Annotated in this window: 18 protein-coding genes; 6 read left to right on the top strand and 12 right to left on the bottom strand. The window is 59.1% G+C overall.

The genetic code is table 11. The annotated features are described in order from the left end of the window. The first annotated feature begins 69 nt into the window (after positions 1–69). Positions 70–588, top strand: a complete 519-nt coding sequence (locus QE432_RS09105) for an Lrp/AsnC family transcriptional regulator (RefSeq protein ID WP_111802935.1) — start codon at positions 70–72, stop codon at positions 586–588. 156 nt (positions 589–744) lie between these two features. Here the strand turns inward: QE432_RS09105 and QE432_RS09100 are convergent, their stop codons facing one another. The 3 genes from QE432_RS09100 to QE432_RS09090 are packed head-to-tail and all read right to left on the bottom strand — an operon-like array spanning position 745 to position 4,425. Next, positions 745–1,422, bottom strand: coding sequence for a hydantoinase B/oxoprolinase family protein (locus QE432_RS09100; RefSeq protein WP_306623850.1), 678 nt, complete (start codon positions 1,420–1,422; stop codon positions 745–747). Next, a complete protein-coding gene (locus QE432_RS09095; protein WP_306623848.1) occupies positions 1,328–2,335 on the bottom strand; it encodes a hydantoinase B/oxoprolinase family protein in 1,008 nt (335 codons plus the stop codon). Before QE432_RS09095 ends, QE432_RS09100 begins: the two co-directional genes overlap by 95 nt. Then, a complete protein-coding gene (locus tag QE432_RS09090) occupies positions 2,332–4,425 on the bottom strand; it encodes a hydantoinase/oxoprolinase family protein (protein ID WP_306623846.1) in 2,094 nt (697 codons plus the stop codon). The genes QE432_RS09095 and QE432_RS09090 overlap by 4 nt, the downstream gene beginning before the upstream one ends. A gap of 159 nt (positions 4,426–4,584) precedes the next feature. On the opposite strand from QE432_RS09090, the gene QE432_RS09085 reads away from it, so the two are divergent. Next, complete coding sequence (locus tag QE432_RS09085; protein ID WP_003517531.1) at positions 4,585–5,259, top strand: TetR/AcrR family transcriptional regulator; 675 nt, start codon at positions 4,585–4,587, stop codon at positions 5,257–5,259. On the opposite strand, the gene QE432_RS09080 is transcribed toward QE432_RS09085, so the two are convergent. From QE432_RS09080 to QE432_RS09070, 3 genes are all read right to left on the bottom strand, one after another. Next, the gene (locus tag QE432_RS09080) at positions 5,232–5,996 is read right to left on the bottom strand and encodes an IclR family transcriptional regulator (protein WP_013761249.1); all 765 of its coding nucleotides are present in this window, start codon (positions 5,994–5,996) and stop codon (positions 5,232–5,234) included. The genes QE432_RS09085 and QE432_RS09080 overlap by 28 nt on opposite strands. Before the next feature lie 169 nt (positions 5,997–6,165). Further along, positions 6,166–7,818 (bottom strand): hydantoinase B/oxoprolinase family protein, encoded by a 1,653-nt coding sequence (locus QE432_RS09075; protein WP_306623844.1) that lies wholly within the window; start codon positions 7,816–7,818, stop codon positions 6,166–6,168. Then, on the bottom strand, positions 7,815–9,866 hold the full coding sequence (locus tag QE432_RS09070; protein ID WP_065688954.1) for a hydantoinase/oxoprolinase family protein: 2,052 nt from the start codon (positions 9,864–9,866) through the stop codon (positions 7,815–7,817). The genes QE432_RS09075 and QE432_RS09070 overlap by 4 nt, the downstream gene beginning before the upstream one ends. Before the next feature lie 476 nt (positions 9,867–10,342). On the opposite strand from QE432_RS09070, the gene QE432_RS09065 reads away from it, so the two are divergent. From QE432_RS09065 to QE432_RS26705, 4 genes are all read left to right on the top strand, one after another. After that, entirely contained in the window at positions 10,343–11,872 is a 1,530-nt protein-coding gene (locus tag QE432_RS09065) for an ABC transporter substrate-binding protein (RefSeq protein ID WP_174041101.1), read from the top strand. 126 nt (positions 11,873–11,998) lie between these two features. Beyond that, positions 11,999–12,946 carry an ABC transporter permease gene (locus QE432_RS09060; protein ID WP_111782661.1) on the top strand — a complete coding sequence of 316 codons (948 nt, stop codon included), beginning with the start codon at positions 11,999–12,001 and terminating at the stop codon, positions 12,944–12,946. Continuing rightward, positions 12,943–13,785, top strand: a complete 843-nt coding sequence (locus tag QE432_RS09055) for an ABC transporter permease (protein ID WP_035199211.1) — start codon at positions 12,943–12,945, stop codon at positions 13,783–13,785. The genes QE432_RS09060 and QE432_RS09055 overlap by 4 nt, the downstream gene beginning before the upstream one ends. 17 nt (positions 13,786–13,802) lie before the next feature. After that, a complete protein-coding gene (locus tag QE432_RS26705; protein ID WP_306623840.1) occupies positions 13,803–15,626 on the top strand; it encodes an ABC transporter ATP-binding protein in 1,824 nt (607 codons plus the stop codon). A gap of 171 nt (positions 15,627–15,797) precedes the next feature. Here QE432_RS26705 and QE432_RS09045 read toward each other — a convergent pair whose 3' ends face one another. From QE432_RS09045 to QE432_RS09020, 6 genes are read right to left on the bottom strand one after another with little or no spacing between them, the layout of a single operon-like run. Continuing rightward, positions 15,798–17,126, bottom strand: a complete 1,329-nt coding sequence (locus QE432_RS09045; RefSeq protein ID WP_111782660.1) for an NAD(P)/FAD-dependent oxidoreductase — start codon at positions 17,124–17,126, stop codon at positions 15,798–15,800. Between the two features lie 3 nt (positions 17,127–17,129). Continuing rightward, entirely contained in the window at positions 17,130–18,590 is a 1,461-nt protein-coding gene (locus QE432_RS09040) for an aspartate ammonia-lyase (protein ID WP_306623837.1), read from the bottom strand. A 1-nt stretch (position 18,591) separates the two neighbouring features. Continuing rightward, positions 18,592–19,908 carry an NAD(P)/FAD-dependent oxidoreductase gene (locus QE432_RS09035; protein WP_306623834.1) on the bottom strand — a complete coding sequence of 439 codons (1,317 nt, stop codon included), beginning with the start codon at positions 19,906–19,908 and terminating at the stop codon, positions 18,592–18,594. A 45-nt stretch (positions 19,909–19,953) separates the two neighbouring features. Continuing rightward, entirely contained in the window at positions 19,954–20,700 is a 747-nt protein-coding gene (locus tag QE432_RS09030; RefSeq protein WP_306623832.1) for an amino acid ABC transporter ATP-binding protein, read from the bottom strand. After that, complete coding sequence (locus QE432_RS09025) at positions 20,697–21,509, bottom strand: amino acid ABC transporter permease (protein WP_003517556.1); 813 nt, start codon at positions 21,507–21,509, stop codon at positions 20,697–20,699. Before QE432_RS09025 ends, QE432_RS09030 begins: the two co-directional genes overlap by 4 nt. Before the next feature lie 2 nt (positions 21,510–21,511). Next, the gene (locus QE432_RS09020; RefSeq protein ID WP_003517557.1) at positions 21,512–22,228 is read right to left on the bottom strand and encodes an amino acid ABC transporter permease; all 717 of its coding nucleotides are present in this window, start codon (positions 22,226–22,228) and stop codon (positions 21,512–21,514) included. Between the last annotated feature and the right edge of the window lie 6 nt (positions 22,229–22,234).

Raw genomic sequence — 22,234 nt, 5'->3', positions numbered from 1 at the left:
GAAAACATTTCTTTCGCAGTCTGCCGCAGTGACGGCAGATTTTTGCAACGTATTTTGTGGAGACCGGGGATGACGAAACCGCTGGACAGAATTGACCGCAAGATATTGCGCACCCTGCTGGAGAACGGCAGGTTGAGCAATGCGGAGCTTTCGGAAAAGGTGGGGTTGTCGCCCAGTCCCTGCTGGCAGCGTGTCAAGCGTCTGGAAGACGAAGGGGTCATTCGCGGCTATACCGCCATTCTCGATCAGGCCAAGCTTGGACTGACCGAAACTGTTATCATCGAGGTGATGCTGGAGCGCCACGACGACGAGGTTCTGGAACGCTTCGGGGAAGCGATGGCCGCTCTTCCGGAGGTGCTGGAAGCCTATCTGACGACAGGCGAATATGATTATCTCATCAAGGTGGCGGTGGCAGGAACCGCAGGCTACGAGCAGTTTCTGCGCCGGAAGCTCTACAAGATCGAGGGTGTACGCCACTCCCGATCCTGTTTCGCACTTAAATGCCTCAAACACACATTATCAGTCGTACCCGATCCCGAACCTCCTTCAATGGAAGCGACCGCCACCGGCCGCGCCCCGGCAAGATAGCGGCAGCCGATTGCTGGTAAAAAGGTAGTAGTCGCGTTTGCGCCCCCCCTTCGTTCCTCAGCTGGTGGCTGAACCGACTTGAAATTGTCGTTTCGGGGCAATGGCGTGCCGCAGAAGATCGCAGATGTCCAAGGTATACGGGAGACTGTAGCGTCTCTATTCGATCTGAACCGGAACCCTCCCCCAGCCGCCGCCGCCGGGCGTTTCCACGACGACCGTTTCTCCAGACGAAAGCGTTACCGAGCCTTTGCCGGCTAGCGGTGTCGCAATGCCGGCCGCATCTATGGCCGAGTTTTGTCCCGTCGCGCCGGCGTCACCGCCATGCAGACCGTAAGGACCAGTGATCCGACGGTCGGATTGAAGCGAAACACGCGCCTCGTGATCCACCGCTGTAATGGCGCGGATCAGGCCTTCGCCGCCGGCATGGTGCCCCGTCCCGCCCGATCTCTGGCGCAGCTCGTAACGTTCGATACGCAGCGGATAGCTGATTTCAAGCGCCTCGATCGGGGTGTTGAGCGTGTTCGACATATTGGCGTGCACGCCATGCATGCCAGCACCATAAGGACGGCCGCCCTGCCCCCCGCCAATCGTCTCGATATAGGTATAAGGCCTTCCGCTTCGGGGATCACGTCCACCGATGCCGATCAGGTTCATCGTCCCCTGACTGGCGGCAGCGATGCGATCGGGCGCGATAAGCGCAAAGGCGCGCAACACAGTGTCTGCTACGCGTTGCGTGGTTTCAGTATTGCCCGCGCAGACGGCGGCCGGCGGCTGGGCATCGAGGAAACAGCCCTGCGGAATGTGAATTTCGACTGGACGCAACACCGCCGGCATTTGGCGGAAGTGTTGCGTCGGTCAGTATCTTGATGGCGTAGAACACAGCCGAGTGTGTCATCGGCTTGACCGCATTGACATTGCCACGCCGCTGCGGCGCGGTTCCTGCAAAATCGAATACCAGACGGTCGGGCGCAACATCGACGGCAACCCTGATCAGGACTTTCTCCGGGCTTGATCCATCGTCATCCAGCCAGTCTTCGGCCTCGTAGCGGCCGGTCGGCAACTCAGCGAGGCGCTTCAGCATGCGCCGCTCGGAATAGTCAAGAATGGCCGACAGGCCCTGTTTGAACCCATCGACACCGAAACGCCCCACCATTTCCTGCAGGCGGGTCTCCCCGATCCTGAGAGCCGCCAACTGGGCATTGAGATCACCGCGCCTCTCTTCCGGCGTGCGCACATTGGCAAGCACCATGCGCATGATACCGGCCTGTTCCGCACCTCCGTCGTAAAGTAGGACTGGCGGAATGATCAGTCCCTCCTGGAATATCTCTGTTGAGCTGCCGGGCATCGAACCAGGCTCCATGCCTCCGACATCCGAATGGTGCGCGCGGCTTGCCACGTGCGCAACGAGTTCACCTGCGGCGAAAACGGGAGCTATCAACGTGATGTCGGGCAGATGCGCGCCGGCAACAAAAGGGTCGTTGACGATGACGACATCGCCTTCCTTGAGCGGTGGCAACTGTGCAAGTGTCGGCGCAACGGCCCTCAGCATGGAACCAAGATGCACCGGTACGTGCTCGGCCTGCGCGACCAGCTCCGCATTCGCGTTGAAGATTGCGCAGGATGCGTCCATGCGTTCTTTAATGTTGGGCGAAAAGGCAGTGCATTTCAGCACGACGCCCATTTCCTGCGCGGTTGCTTCCAGGGCATTTCGCAGAACTTCGAGACGGATCGGATCAAACATGGTCATTCTGCTACCTCAACGATCAGACTGCCTGATTTGTGAACCGTGAGACGGTCGGCAGGATAAAGAACGGTTGTCGAAGAAACTTCCTCGATAATGGCGGGGCCGAATATCATGTTGCCAGCCTTGAGCTTTTCCCGGGCGTAGACCGCCGCCCTATGGAAGGCGCCACGCGCGCCGCTATCGCCAGGCTCGTAATAGACCGGGCGTTCGCCGGTCAGGGCATCGTCGTCGGGCACCGGGCCTCCGTCGTCGAGTTCGGGAAGCACCGGCGTTTTGATGCGGCCGATACCTGTGACGCCGAAGCCGGCGATCTCGATTGCGGCGTTTTCGTCAGCATGACCGAAGCGGGCCCGGTGCGCGGCGTGAAACCGGCGAGGAAGGTCGGCCCACCAACAGGGTTCGCCCGGATTCACCGTCACTGACAGTTCAAACGACTGGCCCTGATAGCGCATGTCGATGCGTATTTCCACGTCGCGCCGGTCCGGCTCGACGCCATCATGATCGAGATGGCCGTCGGCGCGGTCAGTCAGGCGCTTGATGCGCAAAGCCGCTTCAGCTTCGCCATTGGCGGCATAGGGGACGACGTGTGTTTCGACGAAATCGTGGCGCAGGTCTGAAATCAGCTGTCCCAGCGCACAGAGAATGCCAGGGGTCGGCGGCACCATTACACGCGGCATCTTGAGTTCGCGGGCTACGGGGCTGCCATGCATCGGTCCCGCACCGCCGAATGGCACAAGCGCGAAATCACGTGGATCATAACCACGTTCCACGGAAACAACGCGGATGCCCCGAACAATGTTGGCATGGGCTACGCGCAATATTCCTGCCGCCGCCTCATAGACATCAAGACCAAGTGGTTGGGCAATGACATCGTTGATGGCTTTATGGGCCCCATCCAGATCAAGTGTCATCGAACCGCCCAGACGCGATTGCGGCGAGAACCGCCCCAGCACAAGATTGGCATCGGTAACTGTCGGCAACGTTCCACCGCGACGATAGCAAACGGGGCCCGGCACCGCCTCGGCGCTCATCGGCCCCGCACGCAACGCCCCACCGTCATCAATCCAGGCAATGGAGCCACCGCCCGCACCGATAGCATTAATATCGATAACCGGCAGGCGGATCGGCACGGTTTCGAGACTGGCCGAACGGGTAATTTCCGGCCGTCCAGCCCGGATGAGACTGATATCCGTGGACGTTCCACCAATATCCATGGTGATGATATCGGGAATACCTGCCAGCATAGCCACATGCGCGCTGGCGACCACCCCACCGGCGGGGCCGGATAGAACGGTATGGACGGGCTTGAGGCGCGCTCCTTCGAGGCTCATCAGTCCACCGGCCGCATCCATCACCATAACCGGACGGTCGCGGCCAAGGCCCAGCCCTTCCTTCTCATCCTGCAACATACCGGAGAGCGAAGACAGATAACGGTCCATGACCGGACGAAGATAGGCATTGAGCACCGCCGTCGAGCCGCGCTCGTATTCGCGGAATTCAGCATTCACCTCGACCGAAGCGGAAATTGCCACATCTGGGAGGACTTCAGCCAGAATATCGCGCGCCCGCAACTCATGGGAGGGATTGGCGTAAGAGTGGAGAAAAAGGATGGCGACGGCCTCGACGCCAGCCGCCTTCATCGCTTCACCAGCCGCGCGCACATCGGCCTCGTCGAGCGGCTGCAACTCTTTTCCTGTCGGCAGAATACGGCCCCGCGCCGTAAAACAAAGTTCGCGCGGCACCAACGGTTCAGGCTTCACCCTGGTCAGATCGAACAGCGTCGGACGGTTCTGGCGGCCGATTTCAAGGAGATCGCGAAAGCCGTGATTGGTGAGAAATGCCGTCTTTGCGCCATTGCGCTGGATCACGGCATTGGTTGCCGTTGTCATGCCATGGCCGACATACGCAACATCCGCACCGCTCGCGCCCTGCAGGCCCAGGGCGTTTCGCAGGCCTTCAAGCGTGCCGAGCGCACGGTTGACCGGCGTGGTCGATACCTTCGAGACGGTGATGGTTCTCGTCGTCTCGTCATAGGCAATGCTGTCGGTGAAAGTTCCGCCGACGTCGGATGCGACACGTATATGCGGGGTCATAACTGCCTCTTGTGTAACAGTACCGTTGTCGTTACAAAAACAGAAGCAACGGGAGCTGTAAAGAGGTGTTGGCGACAACGCTGCAAAATTCGTTCCCTGCCGAAGAGAGGACAAGACGAGGCAAAGATGATATTCACCGGCCACGGAAGGACGACATGAATGAACGACAGGCCGCAGGCAACAAAGGTGAAGGAAAAGCCGCCAGGATCACACGCGGCGCGCACTTCGCGCACCCGCAAGGCCATTCTTGTGGCTGCGGCAGGCGAATTCGTTGCGCACGGTCTGGAAGGTGCAAATATCGAGGCCATCGCCCATTCGGCTGGCGTTAACAAGGCACTTGTCTATCGGCATTTTTCCCGCAAGGAAGTGTTGTTCCGGCATGTGCTGGAAGACGCTTACCGGGCGATGCGCGATGCAGAGGAATCGCTGGCGATGCCTTCGGATCCGGTTGCTGCGCTCGACCGGCTTGTGGAGTTCACCTTTGACTACTACCGGAACAATCAGGGCTTCCTGACGCTTGTTGGCATCGAGAACCTGCACGGTGGCGAGAACATCCGCGAATCGGAGCCCGAAACGGTATATGCGGGAAATATTTCCCGGATGGTGGCGGGGATTCTGGAGCGTGGCGTCACAGCTGGCGTTTTTCGCCCTCGGTTGGACCCTGTCGAGTTATGGCTGTCAATCTCGAATCTGTGCTGGGCCACGGTCTCCACGGCACACACCATCCGCTTTACCTTCGGGCGGGACGTTCTTGCTGAACCGGCGCGCAGCGCGCGCCTTGCCCATATCCAGGAAATGATCCGGCGTTACGCGTTGAGGCCGGACCACTTGTAGGGCAGTGCTTCAGACATCAGCGCGACGCAGCGCTGTGCCTCGTCATCCGAAACGCTGTTGGCCAGCGCAAGCAGAGAAACCCCGGTTTCGCCATAACGATTGTCACCGGGCGCGGGCGCAAAGGAAAGCGTCCAGACCTCGTACCCCGCCGCCTTGCGCGTGCCGATCACATAGCCTTTTTCGAGGAACATCTCGATCTCGGCGCGGATGGTATCCGTTTCGATCTGCCATTGTTCGTAATGCGGGGCGTTGATTTCGAGGATGCGTTCGCGGGATTCCCTGTCCAGCCGCGCCATCATGCAAACCCCGGCATGGCCGATACCGAGCGGCAGACGCCCGCCCACGCCCGAAAGCAAGGGTTGGACCGGCGCCGCGCTCAGCTGGAAATCGAGGCAAACGGATTCGAAACCCGACCGCGCCATGAGAAAACTTGATATGTTTGTGCCGGCGGTGATGGAAATAAGCGCCGGACGGAAAAGATCGACCAGATCACCAATACCTGGCACGCGCTGCGCCAGCGCATAAATCGCGCTACCCAGCCTGTAGTTGCCGCGCCGACCGCTCTGCTCAACAAAACCGTAATGAGACAGTCCCGTCAGAGCCCGATGCACCGCCGATTTAGCATCACCGATCCCATCTGCGATTTCAGCAAGGCTCATGCCGCCGACACCCGCATTGCCTAGCGCCAGAAGAATTTCCGCACCGCGTTCGACATTGCTGGACGATTGCTTTGCCATGCTGTCCCCTGGGTTTCGGTGAACATATCATTCATTAAAATCCGATAATTGGAACTGGATTAGGCAATATGGCATGGGTAGTCAAGCGGGTTAAAAAATTGGAACCTCAAGCCGCTCGCCCAAAGAAGACCCGGCTCCCTATGGAGGGAAACCGGGCCAGCTTGGGAAATCAGAGCCCGTACACGGATTTGGCCGCTTCGGAGGAAATGCGTCCGTCACGGACGTCGGCTGCAATGGATGCCGGGTCGCGCATGGAGGGCTCGCCATATCCGCCGGCACCGGGCGTTACGATCTCGAGAATGTCACCCTTGAAGATGTCGCCGGCACCATTCACCAGCCGCTCGGGCGCACCGAGAATGGTAAAGGAGCCAAGACCACCTGCAAGACCACCGTCCAGACCCCAGGGGCGCGAGACGAAGCGGGAGCCACCGATGGAGACCCGGCAGTCTGCTTCTGCGCGATACACGCGGCGAAGCCCCATGCCACCCCTGAACTGTCCGCCACCACCGGAACCGTCGACCAGTTCATAAGCAACCAGCGTCAGCGGATACTCGGTTTCAAGCGATTCCAGTGGCAGGTTGGACGTATTGGTCATGTGGACATGCACGCCGTCCAGACCATCCTTGTTATGCCGCGCCCCGAAGCCGCCACCGATAGTTTCGAGATAGACCCAGAGGCTGCCGTCCGCGCGTGCACCAGAGAAGCTCGCAACCGCGACAGATCCGTTGCAGGCCGCGGTGACGCGGTGCGGAACCACCTTCGCGAGTGCGCCATGGATGAGATCGACCACGCGCTGGCATGCGGCAATGCGGCCATCGACTGCGGCCGGGTGAGCGCAATTGAGCAATGTGCCCTTTTTCGCCGTCACATGGATGGGCCGGGCCAGACCGGCATTCGGCAGGACGGTTGGATCAACAACGGTCTTCACCGCATAATAGACTGTGGAGAGGAGAGCGGTATAGACCACGTTCAGACCCGCGCGAACCTGCGGCGGGCTGACGAAATCAAGATGCATCTCGTCACCCTTGACTGTAATTGTCACCGAAAATTCGAGCTCGTCCCGCAGCGATTCCGCATCGAACATATCCGAAAAGCTGTAGGTGCCATCCGGAATGGAAGCGATGCCGGCGCGCATCTTGCGTTCGGCATAGTCCATCAGTTCGCGACCAGCTGCGAGAACCGTTCCGGTGGAATACTTGTCGCAGAGTTCCTTGAGGCGCGTCACGCCAAGGCGGTTCGCTGCCATCTGGGCGCGCAGGTCCGACATTCGCTCATGCGGTACCTGGCAGTTCAGGAGAAACAGCTTCTGGATGTCTTCCTGAAGAATGCCCTTTCGATAGAGGCGAACCGGGGGAATGCGCAGGCCTTCCTGATATATGTGGGCATGGCCGCGATCTGCGAAGTCGGAATGGTGCGCTGTATTGATCGCCCAGGCGATCAACTTGCCGTCCTGGAAAATCGGCTCCGCCAGAACGATATCCGGCAGATGGGTGCCGCCACCCTCATAGGCGTCGTTGCCGATAAACACGTCGCCGGGAGCAAGACTATCCGCGCCCACATGCTCCAGAATGTACGGAATAAAGCCGATAAACGAGCCGAGATGCATCGGGATATGTTCGGCCTGGCAAAGCATTGCCCCCCTGGCGTCGAACAGTGCCGTCGAGCAATCGCGGCGTTCCTTGATATTGGTGGAATAGCTGGCACGAACGAGCGCCTCTCCCATTTCCTCGACGGTGGAGGCAAATGCGCTGCCGATGACCTCGACAGTTATCGGATTGAGTGCTGCAGCAGGGTTCTGTGCGATGGCTGCATTCGTCATCATTTTCCCTCCACGATGAGGTTGAGATAGGCATCGACCGTAGCGACATATCCAGGCGGCAGAACCGTGGTCGAATCCATCTGGTCGATAATGGCAGGACCGGCGACGACGTTACCGGGTTTCAGAAGATCGCGGTTATAGAGCGTCGCCGCAGTAAAACCGCCGGCTTCGGCCATCCAGACATCACGCTTGCCGGAGATCGCAGCAGAGGAATCCTCGCCCTCCATCTCGCGGGCCTTGAACGCTGCTTTTTCGACGACGCCGCTTGCGACCAAACGATAGGTAACAAGCTGCACCGGCTCACCTTCGGCGATGAAGCCATAGAGCTGGCGATGCGCCTGCTCGAAACGCTCCTTGACGAGGCGGAAGGTTTCCTCGGTGATCGGGCCTTCCGGCAAGGCGACTGCGATCTCGTAATTCTGGCCGGCGTAGCGGCAATCGACGGTGCGGGTGACAACGCGGGCGGCTGGTGCGATTTTCTCACGCTCGAACCAGGCATTGGCTTGAGCAGAAATGCCATCATACAGCGTGGAGATCGTTCCCGACGCCACCTGGTCGAGACGATGCAGGACAGTTGCCGAGAAGTCCGTTCTCAGATCCGTCATCAAGAGGCCAAGAGCGCATAAGACGCCCGGGGTCTTCGGCACGACGATGCGCTTCATGCCCAACTCACGGGCCAGACGCACGGCATGCACCGGACCCGCTCCGCCGAAGGCGACCAGCGCGTAGTCACGCGGATCATGGCCACGCTGGACCGAAATCACGCGAATGGCCTTGGCCATGTTGGCCGTCACGATGTCGAGAATGCCGTTCGCGGTTTCCAGAACGCCCATATTGAGCTTTTCCGCAAGCCGCTCGACGGCCTTTACCGACAGCGAACGGTCAATCTTCATTCGGCCGTTGAGCAGATATTCCGGGTTCTGTGTCTGAAGTACGACATTGGCGTCAGTGACCGTCGGCTCGTCATTGCCAAGGCCGTAGCAGGCCGGACCAGGATTGGCGCCTGCAGAACGCGGACCGACTTTCAGGTGATTGCCGGAATCGATATAGGCGATCGAGCCACCACCGGCCCCGACCGTGTGTATATCGAGCATCGGAGCCTTGATCGGATAACCGTGGACCACCGACTCGTTCACCACTCGGCACTGACCATCAGCAAGCAGTGCAACGTCAGAGCTGGTACCGCCCATGTCAAACGTGATGAGGTTGTCGATGCCGGTCATGCGACCAACCGCCTGGGCAGCGACAACACCGGTCGAGGGACCGGACAGAACCGTGCGTACCGGCATTTCGGCAGCAGTATCAAAGCCGATAACGCCGCCATTCGACTGGGTGAGCTGCGGCGCAACCGTGATGCCGAGATCGGTGAGCTTGCCGGACAGCGATTTCACATAACCCTGCATGACGGGGCCGAGATAGGCATTGACGACCGTGGTCGACAATCGCTCGAACTCACGGAATTCCGGCGCGATACGGTGTGACAGCGAATGGAAGGCTTCAGGAAACTCATCTTCCAGAATGCGGGCCGCGATCTTCTCATGCTCGGCGTGCATGAAAGAATACAGAAAATTGACTGCGACCGCCTTGACGCCATCGGCCTTCAGAGCCCGCACCGCTTCGCGCAATGCGGTCTCGTCCAGTGGTGTTTCAACAGTGCCAGTGGCCAAAACACGCTCTTCAATACCGAAGCGCAGGTGACGCTCGACCAGAAGTTCAGGCTTATCTGCCTGGAGATCATAGAGGTCCGGGCGTTTCTGACGGCCGATTTCCAGCAGATCGCGGAAACCACCGGTCGTCAGAAGCCCTGTTTTTGCGCCACGACCCTGAATGAGCGCGTTTGTGGCAACCGTTGTACCGTGACCGACATAAGACACGTCCTCGGCCTTGATGCCTACGCGCTCGATGCCATCGGCCACCCCCTGCGTGATCCCGCGCGAAGGGTCATCCGGTGTCGATGAAACCTTCCAGATCACCACCTCGCCCGTCTCATCCTCAAACAGACAAACATCGGTAAAAGTACCACCGGAATCCACGCCAATCCGCCATGCCATGGCTCGCTCCTTCTTCTGGATGTCATAAGGCAACGCCTCATCTGGAGGTCGTGCGACACTGCCTTGATTGCATGCGCCGCCCGCTGCGAAAGCCAAGCCTTCGGCCCCGGAGAAACGGCTGCCGGGCAATCCGGGCCAGTTGTTCAGACCCTATGATCGGCTTCATTCCCTTGTCAATCTCAATTCCATTATTACGACCAGAATATTTCTGGTATTCCTATAATTAGATTATAAGACAAAATTACGCCGGACGTTAAAAAATTTGGGTTCTTATTCCGTTATTTGACACAAAGATTTCCCAATGAATTAATTAATGGAATTTCGCTTGACACCCGGAAAAGGCTCTCTTTATTGTTTTCGATATCGACGGGACCAGATCACGCCCACCGGGACCGACACTTTTCCGGAAAGGTGGCGCGCCGAAATCGTCCACGCCGGCTGGCAAGCATGTATCAACACATAATGGGGAACTAACCATGATACTCGATCGCCGTACCCTTCTGAAATTGACCGCCGCTTCAGGTGCCGCATTTGCCATCGGAGCGTCCAGAACCTTTGCGCAGGCCCCTTCCGACACATTGCGCATCGGCCTTTCCACCTATCCCGCTCATCTGAAACCGTGGGTGAATGTCGGCTATGCCGGCCAACTCGTTTCTTCGCTGATCAACCGTTTCCTCATGGCCTACACGCCAGAAGGCAAACTTGTGGGTGAATTGGCCGAAAGCTTCGACCGAGAAGGCGACCGCGCCTGGGTGATCAAGCTGAAGGATGTTAAATTCTCCGACGGCCAGCCCGTCACCTCGGCCGACATCGAATGGAATATCGAGAAGATCAAGGCGGAGGGCTCCGGTGCCTATACCCGTGATGCGATGCTCGAAGTCGAAAAGGTCGAGATTGTTGATGACCGCACCTTCAAGCTCCTGACGAAATCACCGAACGCGGCGCTGCCGGCGCTCTTCGCCAACCCCTTCCTGCAGATCATCGCCAAGGGTTCGACCGACAAACAGGACCATGGCATAGGCGCGGGCCCGTTCACGCTGGCCAATGCAGAAAAGGGCGTAGGCCTCGATTTCGAAGCCTCCCCGCATTATTTCAAGGACGGCTTGCCGCATTTCAAGAAGGTTCGCGTCACAGCCTACGCCGACGAAAACCTACGTGTTGCAGCGATCACTGCGGGCGATGTCGATGTGATCGATTACGTTCCGTGGAGCGCAATGGACCAGCTCGACAACGACGCCAGTGTTGCGCTTGAGACAGCTGCCACAGGCGCATTCATGTTCCTGTCGTTCAACGGAGCTGGTGCATTCAAGGACCAGCGCCTGCGGCGCGCCGTTTCCCTCGCCATTCGCCGCGAAGAGATCGTCAAGGGCGTGTTCTTTGGGCGCGGCGCGGTTCTCGAAGGCGTGCCGCGCTCGTCCGCGACGCCGTTCTACAACGCCGAACTTGCCAAGGGGCAGAGCTACGACCCCGACCGTGCCAAGGCGCTGATTAAGGAGGCCGGTGCAGAAGGTGTGACCGTCAATTTGCTCTCGACCGCGCAGTACGGCATGCACCGCGATACCGCCGTCATCGTCCAGGGCCATCTGGCCGAAGTCGGCATCAACGTGACACTGACGATGCCCGACTGGTCCACCCGCGTTACCATGGGTAACCGTGGCCAGGGCGATTTCGCCATTCAGGGTCTCGGCCTCGACACCTTCGATCCGGATGCGACAAGCGCCCTTATTGACCCGACGCTGTCGCCGACCTTCTTCCGCTCACGCAATTTCGAGGTTCCAGGCCTGACCGAGTTGCTCGCCAAGGGCCGTGCGGAGTTCGACCTGGAAAAGCGCAAGGCGATATATGCCGAAGTCGACAAGCTCGTCATCGAATACACGCCTTTTTGCGGTCTTTCCTACCGCGCCACCGGCTTTGCCCACCTGAAGCGCGTCAACAATTTCCATATGCTTCCGGACCAGATTTCTCCCTTCTCCGGTCGCCTTTTCGACGAGCTTTCGCTGTCGTAACATCTGGAATTAGCCCGGTCGGCACTCGCCCGTCCGGGCATCCGTTTCTCATCTTCCGTGCGGAAGAGGCCTGAAAGGCAAGTATTTTCAGGCTGACGTTGCATGGCTGACTGCCGGAGGGTCTTCATGTTCTGGTTCCTGCAGCGAATTGCCATTTCTCTGGCACTGCTCTGGGTCGTTACCAGCCTCGTCTTTCTTTCCATTTATATGGTGCCAGGCGATCCGGCTGAACTGCTGCTTTCAGGAGAAGGTTCGACGCCCGACGCGGCTTCGGTTGCGCAGTTGCGCAACGATCTGGGCCTCGACCGGCCGATACTGACGCAATATGTCGATCGGATGTCCGGCCTCATTCGCTTTGATCTCGGCAACTCGATGATCGACGGTTCACCGGTCGCACCCGAAATTGCCAAACGCCTGCCGCGTACACTTGAGCTGATCGCAGCCGCCGCGATCCTCAGTTTGATCATCGGCGTACCGGTCGGCGTTGCAGCAGCCTTGCGACAGGGCGGTAGTTTCGATCGCGTCTCTAATTTTCTTGCCGGTTTTACCCAGGGCATTCCCGTTTTCGTCGCCGGTACATTGATAATTCTGGTCTTTGCCCAGATGTGGAAGCTGGTGCCAGCCGGTGGATACGTCAATATTTCAGACGACCCAGGCAAGCATCTGATCCTGCTGGCGATGCCCGCCTTCGCCATCGCGCTCGGTCTTGCGGCGATCGTCGTGCGCATCGCGCGTGCCTCAGTGCTCGATGTTCTGCCGCTGGATTATGTCCGAACCGCGCGCGCCAAGGGTCTGCCGCAACGGCGCATCATTGCCCGCCACGTGCTGCGCAACGCGCTGATGCCGGTCATCACGGTCTTCGCGCTCAATCTTGGCGGCCTGTTCGGCGGCACGGTGCTGGTGGAATATGTCTTCAACTGGCCAGGCTTGTCCGGCATGCTGGTCAGCGCCGTCAATTCCCGTGACTACCCCACAGTTACTGCGGTCATCCTGGTCATTTCGGCCCTGTTCATCACGCTCAACCTCATCGTCGATATTGTCTACGGTGTCACCGATCCGAGGATTCGCAAATGACGCGCTCGCTTCGTCTCGTCTGGCCGCTGCTGCTCGCGCTCATCGCACTGATATGCCTGCTTGCTCCAGTACTGCCCCTGTCAGATCCCCTGAAGATGACCATGGGTCAGCGGTTCGCCGGGCCATCTTCAGCTTTCCCGCTCGGGCAGGATGAAATGGGCCGCGACATTCTCTCCCGGCTGGTCTTCGGCATCCGTATCTCGCTGTTTATCGCCCTCTCGACCTCCATCCTTTCGGGCGTCATCGGTACCGCATTCGGCATTATCGGTGGTTACATGCGAGGTTTTCCGGAAATCCTGACGCTCAGGGCCATGGATGTCGTGCTCTGTTTCCCCCCGCTTCTCCTCGCCATGCTCGCCGTAACCCTTTATGGGCCAGGCCCGATGACACTGATCCCCGTGCTTGCCGCAGTGTTCGTTCCCGGCTTCACCCGCATCGCCTATGCCAGCGTGCTTACCGTTCGCTCGCAGGATTATGTCGAGGCGGTACAGGCCATGGGTGCCAGTAACATCCGCATCATGTTGAAAACCATTTTGCCCAACATCATGGGACCTCTTCTGGTTCAGGCCAGCTTCGTCACGGCGGCGGCGGTTGTGCTTGAATCGGGCCTGTCCTTCCTTGGTCTCGGCGTCGTCCCTCCCTCGCCCTCACTCGGGCTGATGATCGGAACCGGCCGGGCGGCTATCGCTCATCAGCCCATGCTGCTTGTCTGGCCCTGTCTGGCGCTGGTTGTGATGATCCTCGTGCTCAACGGGGTCTGCGATCTGCTGCGCGACTGGCTCGATCCGCGTTCGGCGGCAGGAGCCGTCCTTGCGGGCGGCGGCAAGAGCGGCGTATGAAACAGGAAAAAGTGACAATGACCGAAACCACGCCTCATCCTGTCCTCTCCATCCGCAATCTCAAGGTCTCATTCCTGCGCGACGGCACGTTCAACCCGGTGGTTCACGAGCTGAACCTAGACATCCGTGCTGGTGAAACACTTGCGATCGTTGGAGAAAGCGGTTCCGGCAAGAGTGTTACGGCACTGTCCGTGATGCAGCTTCTGCCGGAAAAGACGAGCCGCATCGAAGGCTCGATCAAGCTCGACGACGAAGAACTGATCGGCGCTTCCCCTGCTCGCATGCGTGAAATCCGTGGCAACCGGGTGGCGATGATCTTCCAGGAACCGATGACGAGCCTCAATCCGGTACTGACCGTCGGGGAACAGATCGCGGAAGCCCTGATTGCCCATAACGGTATTTCGAAAAGCGTGGCACGGACGGAAACTTTGAAACTGATGGAGAAAGTGCGGATTCCCTCCTCTGCCAAACGTATCGACGATTACCCGCACCAGTTTTCAGGAGGCATGCGCCAGCGCGTGATGATTGCGATAGCACTTGCCTGTCGCCCCGCCCTTCTGATTGCCGACGAACCGACCACGGCGCTCGACGTCACCATTCAGGCGCAGATCCTCGACCTCATCAAAACCCTGCAGGAAGAGGAAGGCACCGCTGTGCTTTTCATCACCCATGACATGGGTGTCGTCGCTGAAATCGCCGACCGTACGCTGGTGATGTATCGTGGCGACCAGATTGAGACCGGCACGACATCAGAAGTCTTTGCCAGCCCGCAAAAGCCCTATACGCGCGCCCTGCTTTCCGCGGTGCCGCAACTCGGTTCGGCCGGCGAAGATGGCCCCAGTCCTTTCCCGATTATCGACATGGAAACAGGACAGGCACTGCCACAGAAGAAGCGGCCCGATACCATCGACGCGGCGAGTGGCAAGCTTCTCGATGTCAGGAACCTGTCGGCGCGGTTCGAGATGCGATCCGCCTTCACCCGGATGGTGCACTCGCGCGTGCATGCGGTCGAAAATGTCAGCTTTTCGCTCTCGCGGGGTGAAACACTTGCGCTGGTAGGTGAATCGGGCTGCGGAAAATCGACCACTGGCCGCTTGCTGGCCGGGCTTAACCGGCCGCATTCCGGTTCAATCCATATCCACGGCGCGGATGTTGGCTCCTTCACCAGATCGGACCTGTCCCGTCAAGTTCAGATGATTTTTCAGGACCCATTCGCCAGCCTCAATCCCCGCCTAACGGTTGAAAACGCCATCGCGGAGCCTCTTTTGATCCATGGGTTGGAAACGCCCCGCAATGCCCGAAAGCTTGCGCGTGATCTGCTTGGCGAAGTCGGTCTGGCTGGGGCGATGGCGACCCGTTATCCGCATGAGTTTTCCGGCGGGCAACGCCAGCGCATTTGCATTGCAAGAGCGCTGGCGCTCCAACCCGAACTCATCATTGCCGATGAGGCGGTTTCGGCACTCGACGTTTCAGTCAAGGCTCAGGTGGTAAACTTGTTACTGGACCTTCAGGAACGACTGAAACTCGGCCTGCTGTTCATTTCCCACGACATGGCAGTTGTCGAGCGCATGAGCCATCGCATAGCTGTAATGTATCTCGGCGAAATCGTTGAGACCGGACCGCGCGAAGCTGTTTTCTCCAATCCGCAACATCCCTATACCCGGCGCTTGCTATCGGCCGTGCCGCTACCAGATCCCTCACGCAGGCATATGCGGCGCAAATTCGCTGATACAGAGTTGCGCAGCCCAATCCGGCCGAAAACCTTCACGCCGCCAAACCGCGAATATCGCGAAGTTACACCCGGCCACATGGTTCAGGTGTGGAATGAGGAGTGGGCCTGATCTGGCCCTGCGCTTCCATATCAGCCTGGACGACCTGACGGGAAACCTGGAAGTTTTCCGAGCAGTAAGATGTCTGCGGGATGACCGGCGCGGCAAGTATCAGCCCGCCTGTAGCACGTCTCGCAGAAGCGGGACCGCGCACCGGGCGCCATCTCTTGATCTTTAAGAATCTTACCGCAAATTCTCCAGCGAGCGGTGCAGTCGCCCGAAACGCTCCAGACGGAAAGGTGCTGGATCGACGCATGGCTTGGAGCCTGCCACCAGATCAGCCGTCAGCGCTCCGGCACCGGGGCCGATACCGAATCCATGGCCGGAAAATCCGACGGCCAGATAAAGGCCGGGAATGGCACTGGCAGCAGAGATCACCGGAACGGCATCCGGCGTGACATCCATGAGGCCGCCCCAGGTAGCCGTGATGCGGGCATTTGCAAATGCCGGGAAGGACTTGGACAACTTGTGGATACCTTGGGAAATGAGCTTCGATGACGGAACGGGATCGAGAATGCGGATCTGCTCGAACGGCGTCACAGCGTCACTTTTCCATTGGCGGGGCATCGCCATTTCCCGCAGGAACTGCCCGCCTGTCCGCAAGCGTAATGCCCGCCAGTTTTTAACGAGCGACGGCAGGTAGTCGGCAAACAGACGGAAGCTATCCGGAGTGACGGGCGCGATATCCGCGTTGCGCTGCGCTACCGTGAAGCCGCCATCATGACGGCGACGGAAGGCGAAATCGTTACCGCCCACCGGCATATCCGTCATGCCATCAACAGCCGACAGACGCGCGACGCTGCCGAGGATTTTGAGGATCGGAATATCAAGTCCCATATTGCCTGCAAAAAGCCTGGACCAGGCGCCACCCGCCAGCACGACGGAAGAGCAGCGGATTTCGCCATGTTCCGTCACCACACTGCTTACCTTCCCGGCGGAGCGTTCGATTGACCGGACCGCACAGCCCGTGAGGATATGGGCACCCTTTGCGGCAGCACCGCGTGCCATGGCGGGAACCGCCATGAACGGTTCGGCCTTGCAATCGCTCGGAGTGTGCATCACGGCCTTGAACTGCCTGCCCATGCCCGGCACCAGCGCGTGCATTGCCTCACCGCGCACAATGCGCGAGTCGAGACCCACTGCGGCGGCATGTTGGAGCCACTCCTCGTAAAAGGCGACGTCAGCGTCCGTCTCGCACAGATAGGCAATGCCGCACTGGCGCAACCCGGTTTCGGCGCCGACCCGCTCGTTCATGCCTCTCCAGAGCCTCAAGCTTTCCATGGAAAGCGGCAACTCGGCCGGATCACGCCCCATCTGGCGCACCCAACCCCAGTTCCTAGACGATTGCTCACCAGCGATCAGCCCCTTTTCACAGACGGCAACGCTGATGCCACGCTCGACCAGCGACAACGCTGTCGATACGCCGATGATGCCGCCACCGATAACTACGACATCCACGTGCGCAGGCAGGGTCTTCGACGGCAAGACGGCATCAGGAATTATTCTGGACATTTTTTAGCGCCTGTTGAGGGTGGACGTGCGGTTGCGGAAGCTGGCGATCCGTTGCTCGGTCCGGTCTGGGTCTGCGAATGCTGCAACATCGGAAAAAAGCAGGTCGGCCTCCGCTCGCGTCATCAGTCCACAAGCCACGGAAGCCTCCTGGACGGACAGGCCGTTGGTGGCCGCATGCTTGGCGACGGCAGATGCCGCCGGATAGCCGTAAATCGCCACGAGTGCTGTCGACAGGGCAAGCGATCCGGATGCATCTTTGAGGCCGCGCTCCGTATTGACGTTTATCCCCGAGATACAATGGGAGACAAAAAGCGGGATCGCGCGTCGCATCAAACGAATGCTTTCGCTGATGGCTTCTAGAATGATCGATTCCCATACATTGAGGTCAAGTTCACCCTCGGCGGCGCGGGTGACTGTGGCATCATTACCGATCACACGGAAGGAGACCTGCATCATCATTTCAGGCATAACCGGATTGACTTTGCCCGGCATGATCGACGAACCCGGCTGCACCGCCGGAAGGGTGACCTCGGCAAGCCCCGCCCGCGGTCCTGATGACATCAGGCGCAGATCGGCCGCAAATTTCGACAGGGTCAGGGCTATTGCTTTCAATGCGGCTGAAATCCTCACCCAATCGTCGGCATTTTGCAGCGCATCAAAAAAATTCTCCTCCGGCTGATAAGATTTGCCGGTCAGTGCCTGCAATTCCTCGAAGACGAAGCGGCGATAGGCTTGCGAGGCGCCAAAGGCAGTGCCGACGGCAGTGGCGCCAAGCGGCAGCCGCAGACAAACGTCTTCCAGACCAGACATCCCCGCCATCTGTCGCTCAAAGGCGGCTGAATAACCTGAAAACTGCTGACCGAAAGTGACAGGCAGCGCATCCTGCAAGCAGGTTCGGCCAAGCTTGACCACGTCGCGAAAGGCATTCTCCTTGACCCGAAGAGCATCGACGAGAGAGCCCAGACCTGCGCGGAGGCCAGCCAGTTCACCCCCGACCGCCATTTTCATTGCCGAGGGAATGACATCGTTAGTGGATTGCGCCATGTTGACATGGGTATTGGCATGAACGGGATCCTGTCCCTTCCTGCCGGTCAGAATTTCACTTGCCCTGTTGGCCAGGACTTCGTTGACATTCATATTGGCCGCAGTGCCGCCGCCGCCATGATAGATATCGACAGGAAAATCCTGCCTGCCTGGCATTATGGCGTATTCGCTCGCAGCCATTTCGATTGCCCCGGCGATCTGCGGATCAAGGTCGCCGGCCCTGCAATTGGCCCGTGCGGCAGCCTGCTTTATGGCAACAATCGCCGGGATGAAGCCTTCGATATCGGCGATCGTCCGGCCAGAAATCGAGAAATTCTCGACCGCGCGCGCCGTCTGGATGCCATAGGCCAGGGCGGCCGGCATCAGCCGTGTTCCGAGCGCATCTTCTTCCAGGCGCATTTCCGCTTGCCCTTCATCCATCTCAACGCCCCGGCCGGTCGAGGAAATCGCGCAGACGATACCATCCGGTAAAGGCAGGCAGGAACCATGGCTTGCCGGAATAGAAAGGAACGGCGGTGAATTTTTGCCGGTCGAACGCCGATTTGGCGTTTTGCTCGCCCAGGATCTTTCGCGCCGTCTGATAACCGAGATAGGTCATCAGCGCGACACCGTTGCCATTGCAACCCACCGCAAAGTTCGCCCCATCGCGCTCACCGATATGAGCGAGCTTGTCAACCGTCATGGCGACACTTCCGACCCAGGAATGGGTGATCTTGACGCCAGCGAGCTGGGGCCAGACAGCCAGCATCCTGGCATAGATGTGCTTTGCGGCGCGCCTTTCCGACATTTCGAACACACCCGGGCGCGAACCGAACAGCAGCCGCGTCCCGTCCGTCGACGGTCGGCTGAAGATGAGATCCCGGCGGGTGTCCGAAATCATGCGGCCCTGCGGGATAAGCTCAGCCATCAGATCGGCCGGCAACGGCTCGGTAGCGATCTGATAGCTCTTTACGGGCACGAGCCGGCGCGCCAATTCCGGCGTCGCATCATCCGCCGTATAGCCATTGGTCGCGACGATCACATCCTTCGTGTGGATCGTCCCACGCGCCGTTGGCACAATCTTATCGCGGTTTGGCCCGTCCTCAACGACGCCAGCACGGGCGTGGGAACGCAGCATGACACCGGCAGCCTTGGCCCGCCCGCGCAGCGCCTTGTGGTAAAGTCCCGGATGCAGGCCGCCATAGTCATCTATCAGCATACCCCCGTGATAATAATCCGAACCGATGGCCGCGCGCTGCTGATCTCGATCAAGGAAGCTGACCTTCACGCCAGTCTTTTCGGCAAGCAGAGCGCCGTGGCGCTTCAGCGTCACGTAGTCTGTTGCGGTGTGGGCGCCAAAGAAGCGACCAGTCAGCTTCAGCCCGGCATCGAGCTTCTCCGTGTCGATTAACATTTTCAGATATTCGAAGCTTTCGTTACTTTCGCCGATAAGCCGGTTGATCAACTCCGGGTCAATTCCCTTGATCGCGCCGCCAACGACGAGCTTCTGGCCGCTGGACACCATTCCGCCGGACCTCGTCGAGCAGCCGGAACCGAGCCGATCACTGTCCAGCACGACAACGGAGCGTCCGGCACGCGCAAGGTGGGTTGCGGCAGCAAGACCGGCATAGCCGGAGCCGACCACCACGACGTCGGCATACTCGGGAACGGGTTCGAGATTCGTCTCCGGCTCGGCCTCCTCCCACCAATAGGGAGCTTCCTTGAAATCGGCGGCGTAGATATCGTCAAACTTACGCATTGCATACCGGGCCGCTGAGGCCCGCCTTTCAGGAGTTTTGGGCAATCACAGAACCTGGCCAAGAAACTCGCGTGTGCGCGGATCTTTTGGATGGTCGAACAGCTCGACGGGTGGGGCACTTTCAACAATCACCCCCCGGTCGGTGAAGCAGACGCGGTGCGAAACCTCACGCGCGAATTTCATTTCGTGGGTGACGAGGACACAGGTCAGCCCTTCCTCAACAAGCTCGCGGATCGTAACGAGAACCTCCTTGACCGTTTCCGGGTCCAGGGCGGCAGTCACCTCATCGAAAAGAATGACTTCCGGCTGCATGGCAAGTGCGCGGGCAATAGCCACGCGTTGCTGCTGGCCGCCGGAAAGTTGGCCAGGATAGCTGTCGGCCTTTTCCGACAGGCGCACCTTGGCGAGAAGCTTCCGGGCGCGATCCGCGACCTCTGCCTTGTCATGGCCGAGCACTTGGATCGGCGCCATCATGATGTTTTCCAGGGCGGTGCGATGCGGAAAGAGATTGTACTGCTGGAACACCATCGCCACCTGGTGGCGCAATGGCCGCATTGCCTTCTCGGTGCGCATCTCATGCACCTTGTGATTTCCCACCCGGATAAAACCCTCATTGACCGGAATCAGGCCGTTGATGCAGCGCAAAATGGTCGACTTTCCGGAACCGGACGGTCCGATGATGCAAACAGCCTCCCCCTTGCCGACGCTGAGGGAAATTCCTTTCAGGACCTCGAACGTGCCGAAAGATTTCCGGATGCCATCGATCTCGATCAGGGCGTTGGAGCGGTTCATAGATTGTCTCCTTTAACCGCATGCTCCAGGCGCCGCGCGAAGATCGCGATCGGGTAGCAATAGGCAAAAAACAGGAAGAGGATGGTCAGATAAAAATAGACGAGCGCCCGTTCGCTCTCCATCGCCAGTGAGGTGTTGAGGATGGTCAAGACGTCCTGAATACCCGTGACCGTGGCAAGCGCGGTTGCAATCATCAGCAGGGCATAGAGGTTCATCCAGCCAGGTATCATCCGGCGCAAGGCCTGGGGAAGGATGACGTAACGATAGATCTGCAGCTGGGTGTAACCGAGCGAACGGGACGCCTCCCATTGACCGCTATGGATCGACTGCACTGCGCCGCGAATGACTTCGGAGAAGTTCGCCGCCGTCGGTAACGCCAGCCCGATGACCGCCTTTACGAAAGGCGGGAAAGGAACGACGAAGCCGAATATCTTCATCTCGAAAGGAAGAATGTAAAGCATCGCGAAAAGCAGGACGAGCCAGGGCGAGTTTCGCAGGAAATTCATGACGAAAAATGCCGGCAGGCGAATGAAGGGCGATTTTGCGAGCGTCGCAAGCCCCATCACTGTGCCAAGGGTAGTCGCCACCGCCATGGAGGCAATCGACAGCAGGATGTTGAGGATGAAGCCGCCGCTTATCGGCCAGCCGGAGCCGGAGCCTGTCAGGAGCAGTGGCAGGCGCACGGCGACGCGGTTCCAGTGTTGCGCGCCGCCGGCGAGTGCATCGATCGCAATCCAGATTGCCACCGCAAGCGCGATGAAAAGCAGGACGGCGCGTTTCTTGTTTTCGTAAGTCATGGTGGAGACCATGGTCAGTGTCCCTTTCCATAACCGGGGAAAGCCATCCAGGCTTCGAGCCTGGACATTGCAAATGTCAGGATGGATACGAGCCCCACATAGATGACGAGCACGAGGATCATGACCTCGAGTGTGCGAAACGTGTCGTTGTAGATCTGGCCGGCGTAATACATCAGTTCCGGCACCGTAATGACCGAAGCCTGAGAGGTTGTTTTGAACAGGTTGGTGAGAATGTTGGTAATCGCCGGCAGGCTGATGCGCACAGCGATCGGCGCCTCAACTTTCCAGAAACGCGACCACCGGCTGTATCCGAGCGACCGGGCCGCTTCTATGATCGACCGCGGCATGGTTTCGATGCCGGACCTGAAAGCCTCGATCGCCAGCGCTCCGCCGAACAGGCTGAGCGAAATCGAGGCGCAGGCGAATGCACTCAGTAGCGGCATCTGCAGACCGGTGGAGGGATCGGTGACTTTCAACCCCAGCGTCGACAGCGTGAAATAGGCAAAAAGCATCTGCAGCAGTGGCGGCGTGTTGCGGAACACCTCCACGAACAGCTCGATGATGGCATCCAGCCAGAAAATCCGCAAAGTCAGCGCAAGCGCACCGAGAAGGCCGATGATGATCGCGGCACTGGATGACAGTGCCGCAAGCTTGAGTGTGTTGAGGACCCCGGTGAGCAGCCATTGCTGATAGGCTGGATCCGTAAGCCAGGAATAATCAAGACCGAACAATAGCTG

This window comes from Agrobacterium sp. SORGH_AS_0745 (genome assembly GCF_030818995.1).
Lineage (GTDB): Bacteria > Pseudomonadota > Alphaproteobacteria > Rhizobiales > Rhizobiaceae > Agrobacterium > Agrobacterium tumefaciens.
The sequence above is the reverse complement of the archived record's forward strand: the minus strand, read 5'-3'. Positions and strand labels throughout refer to the sequence as shown.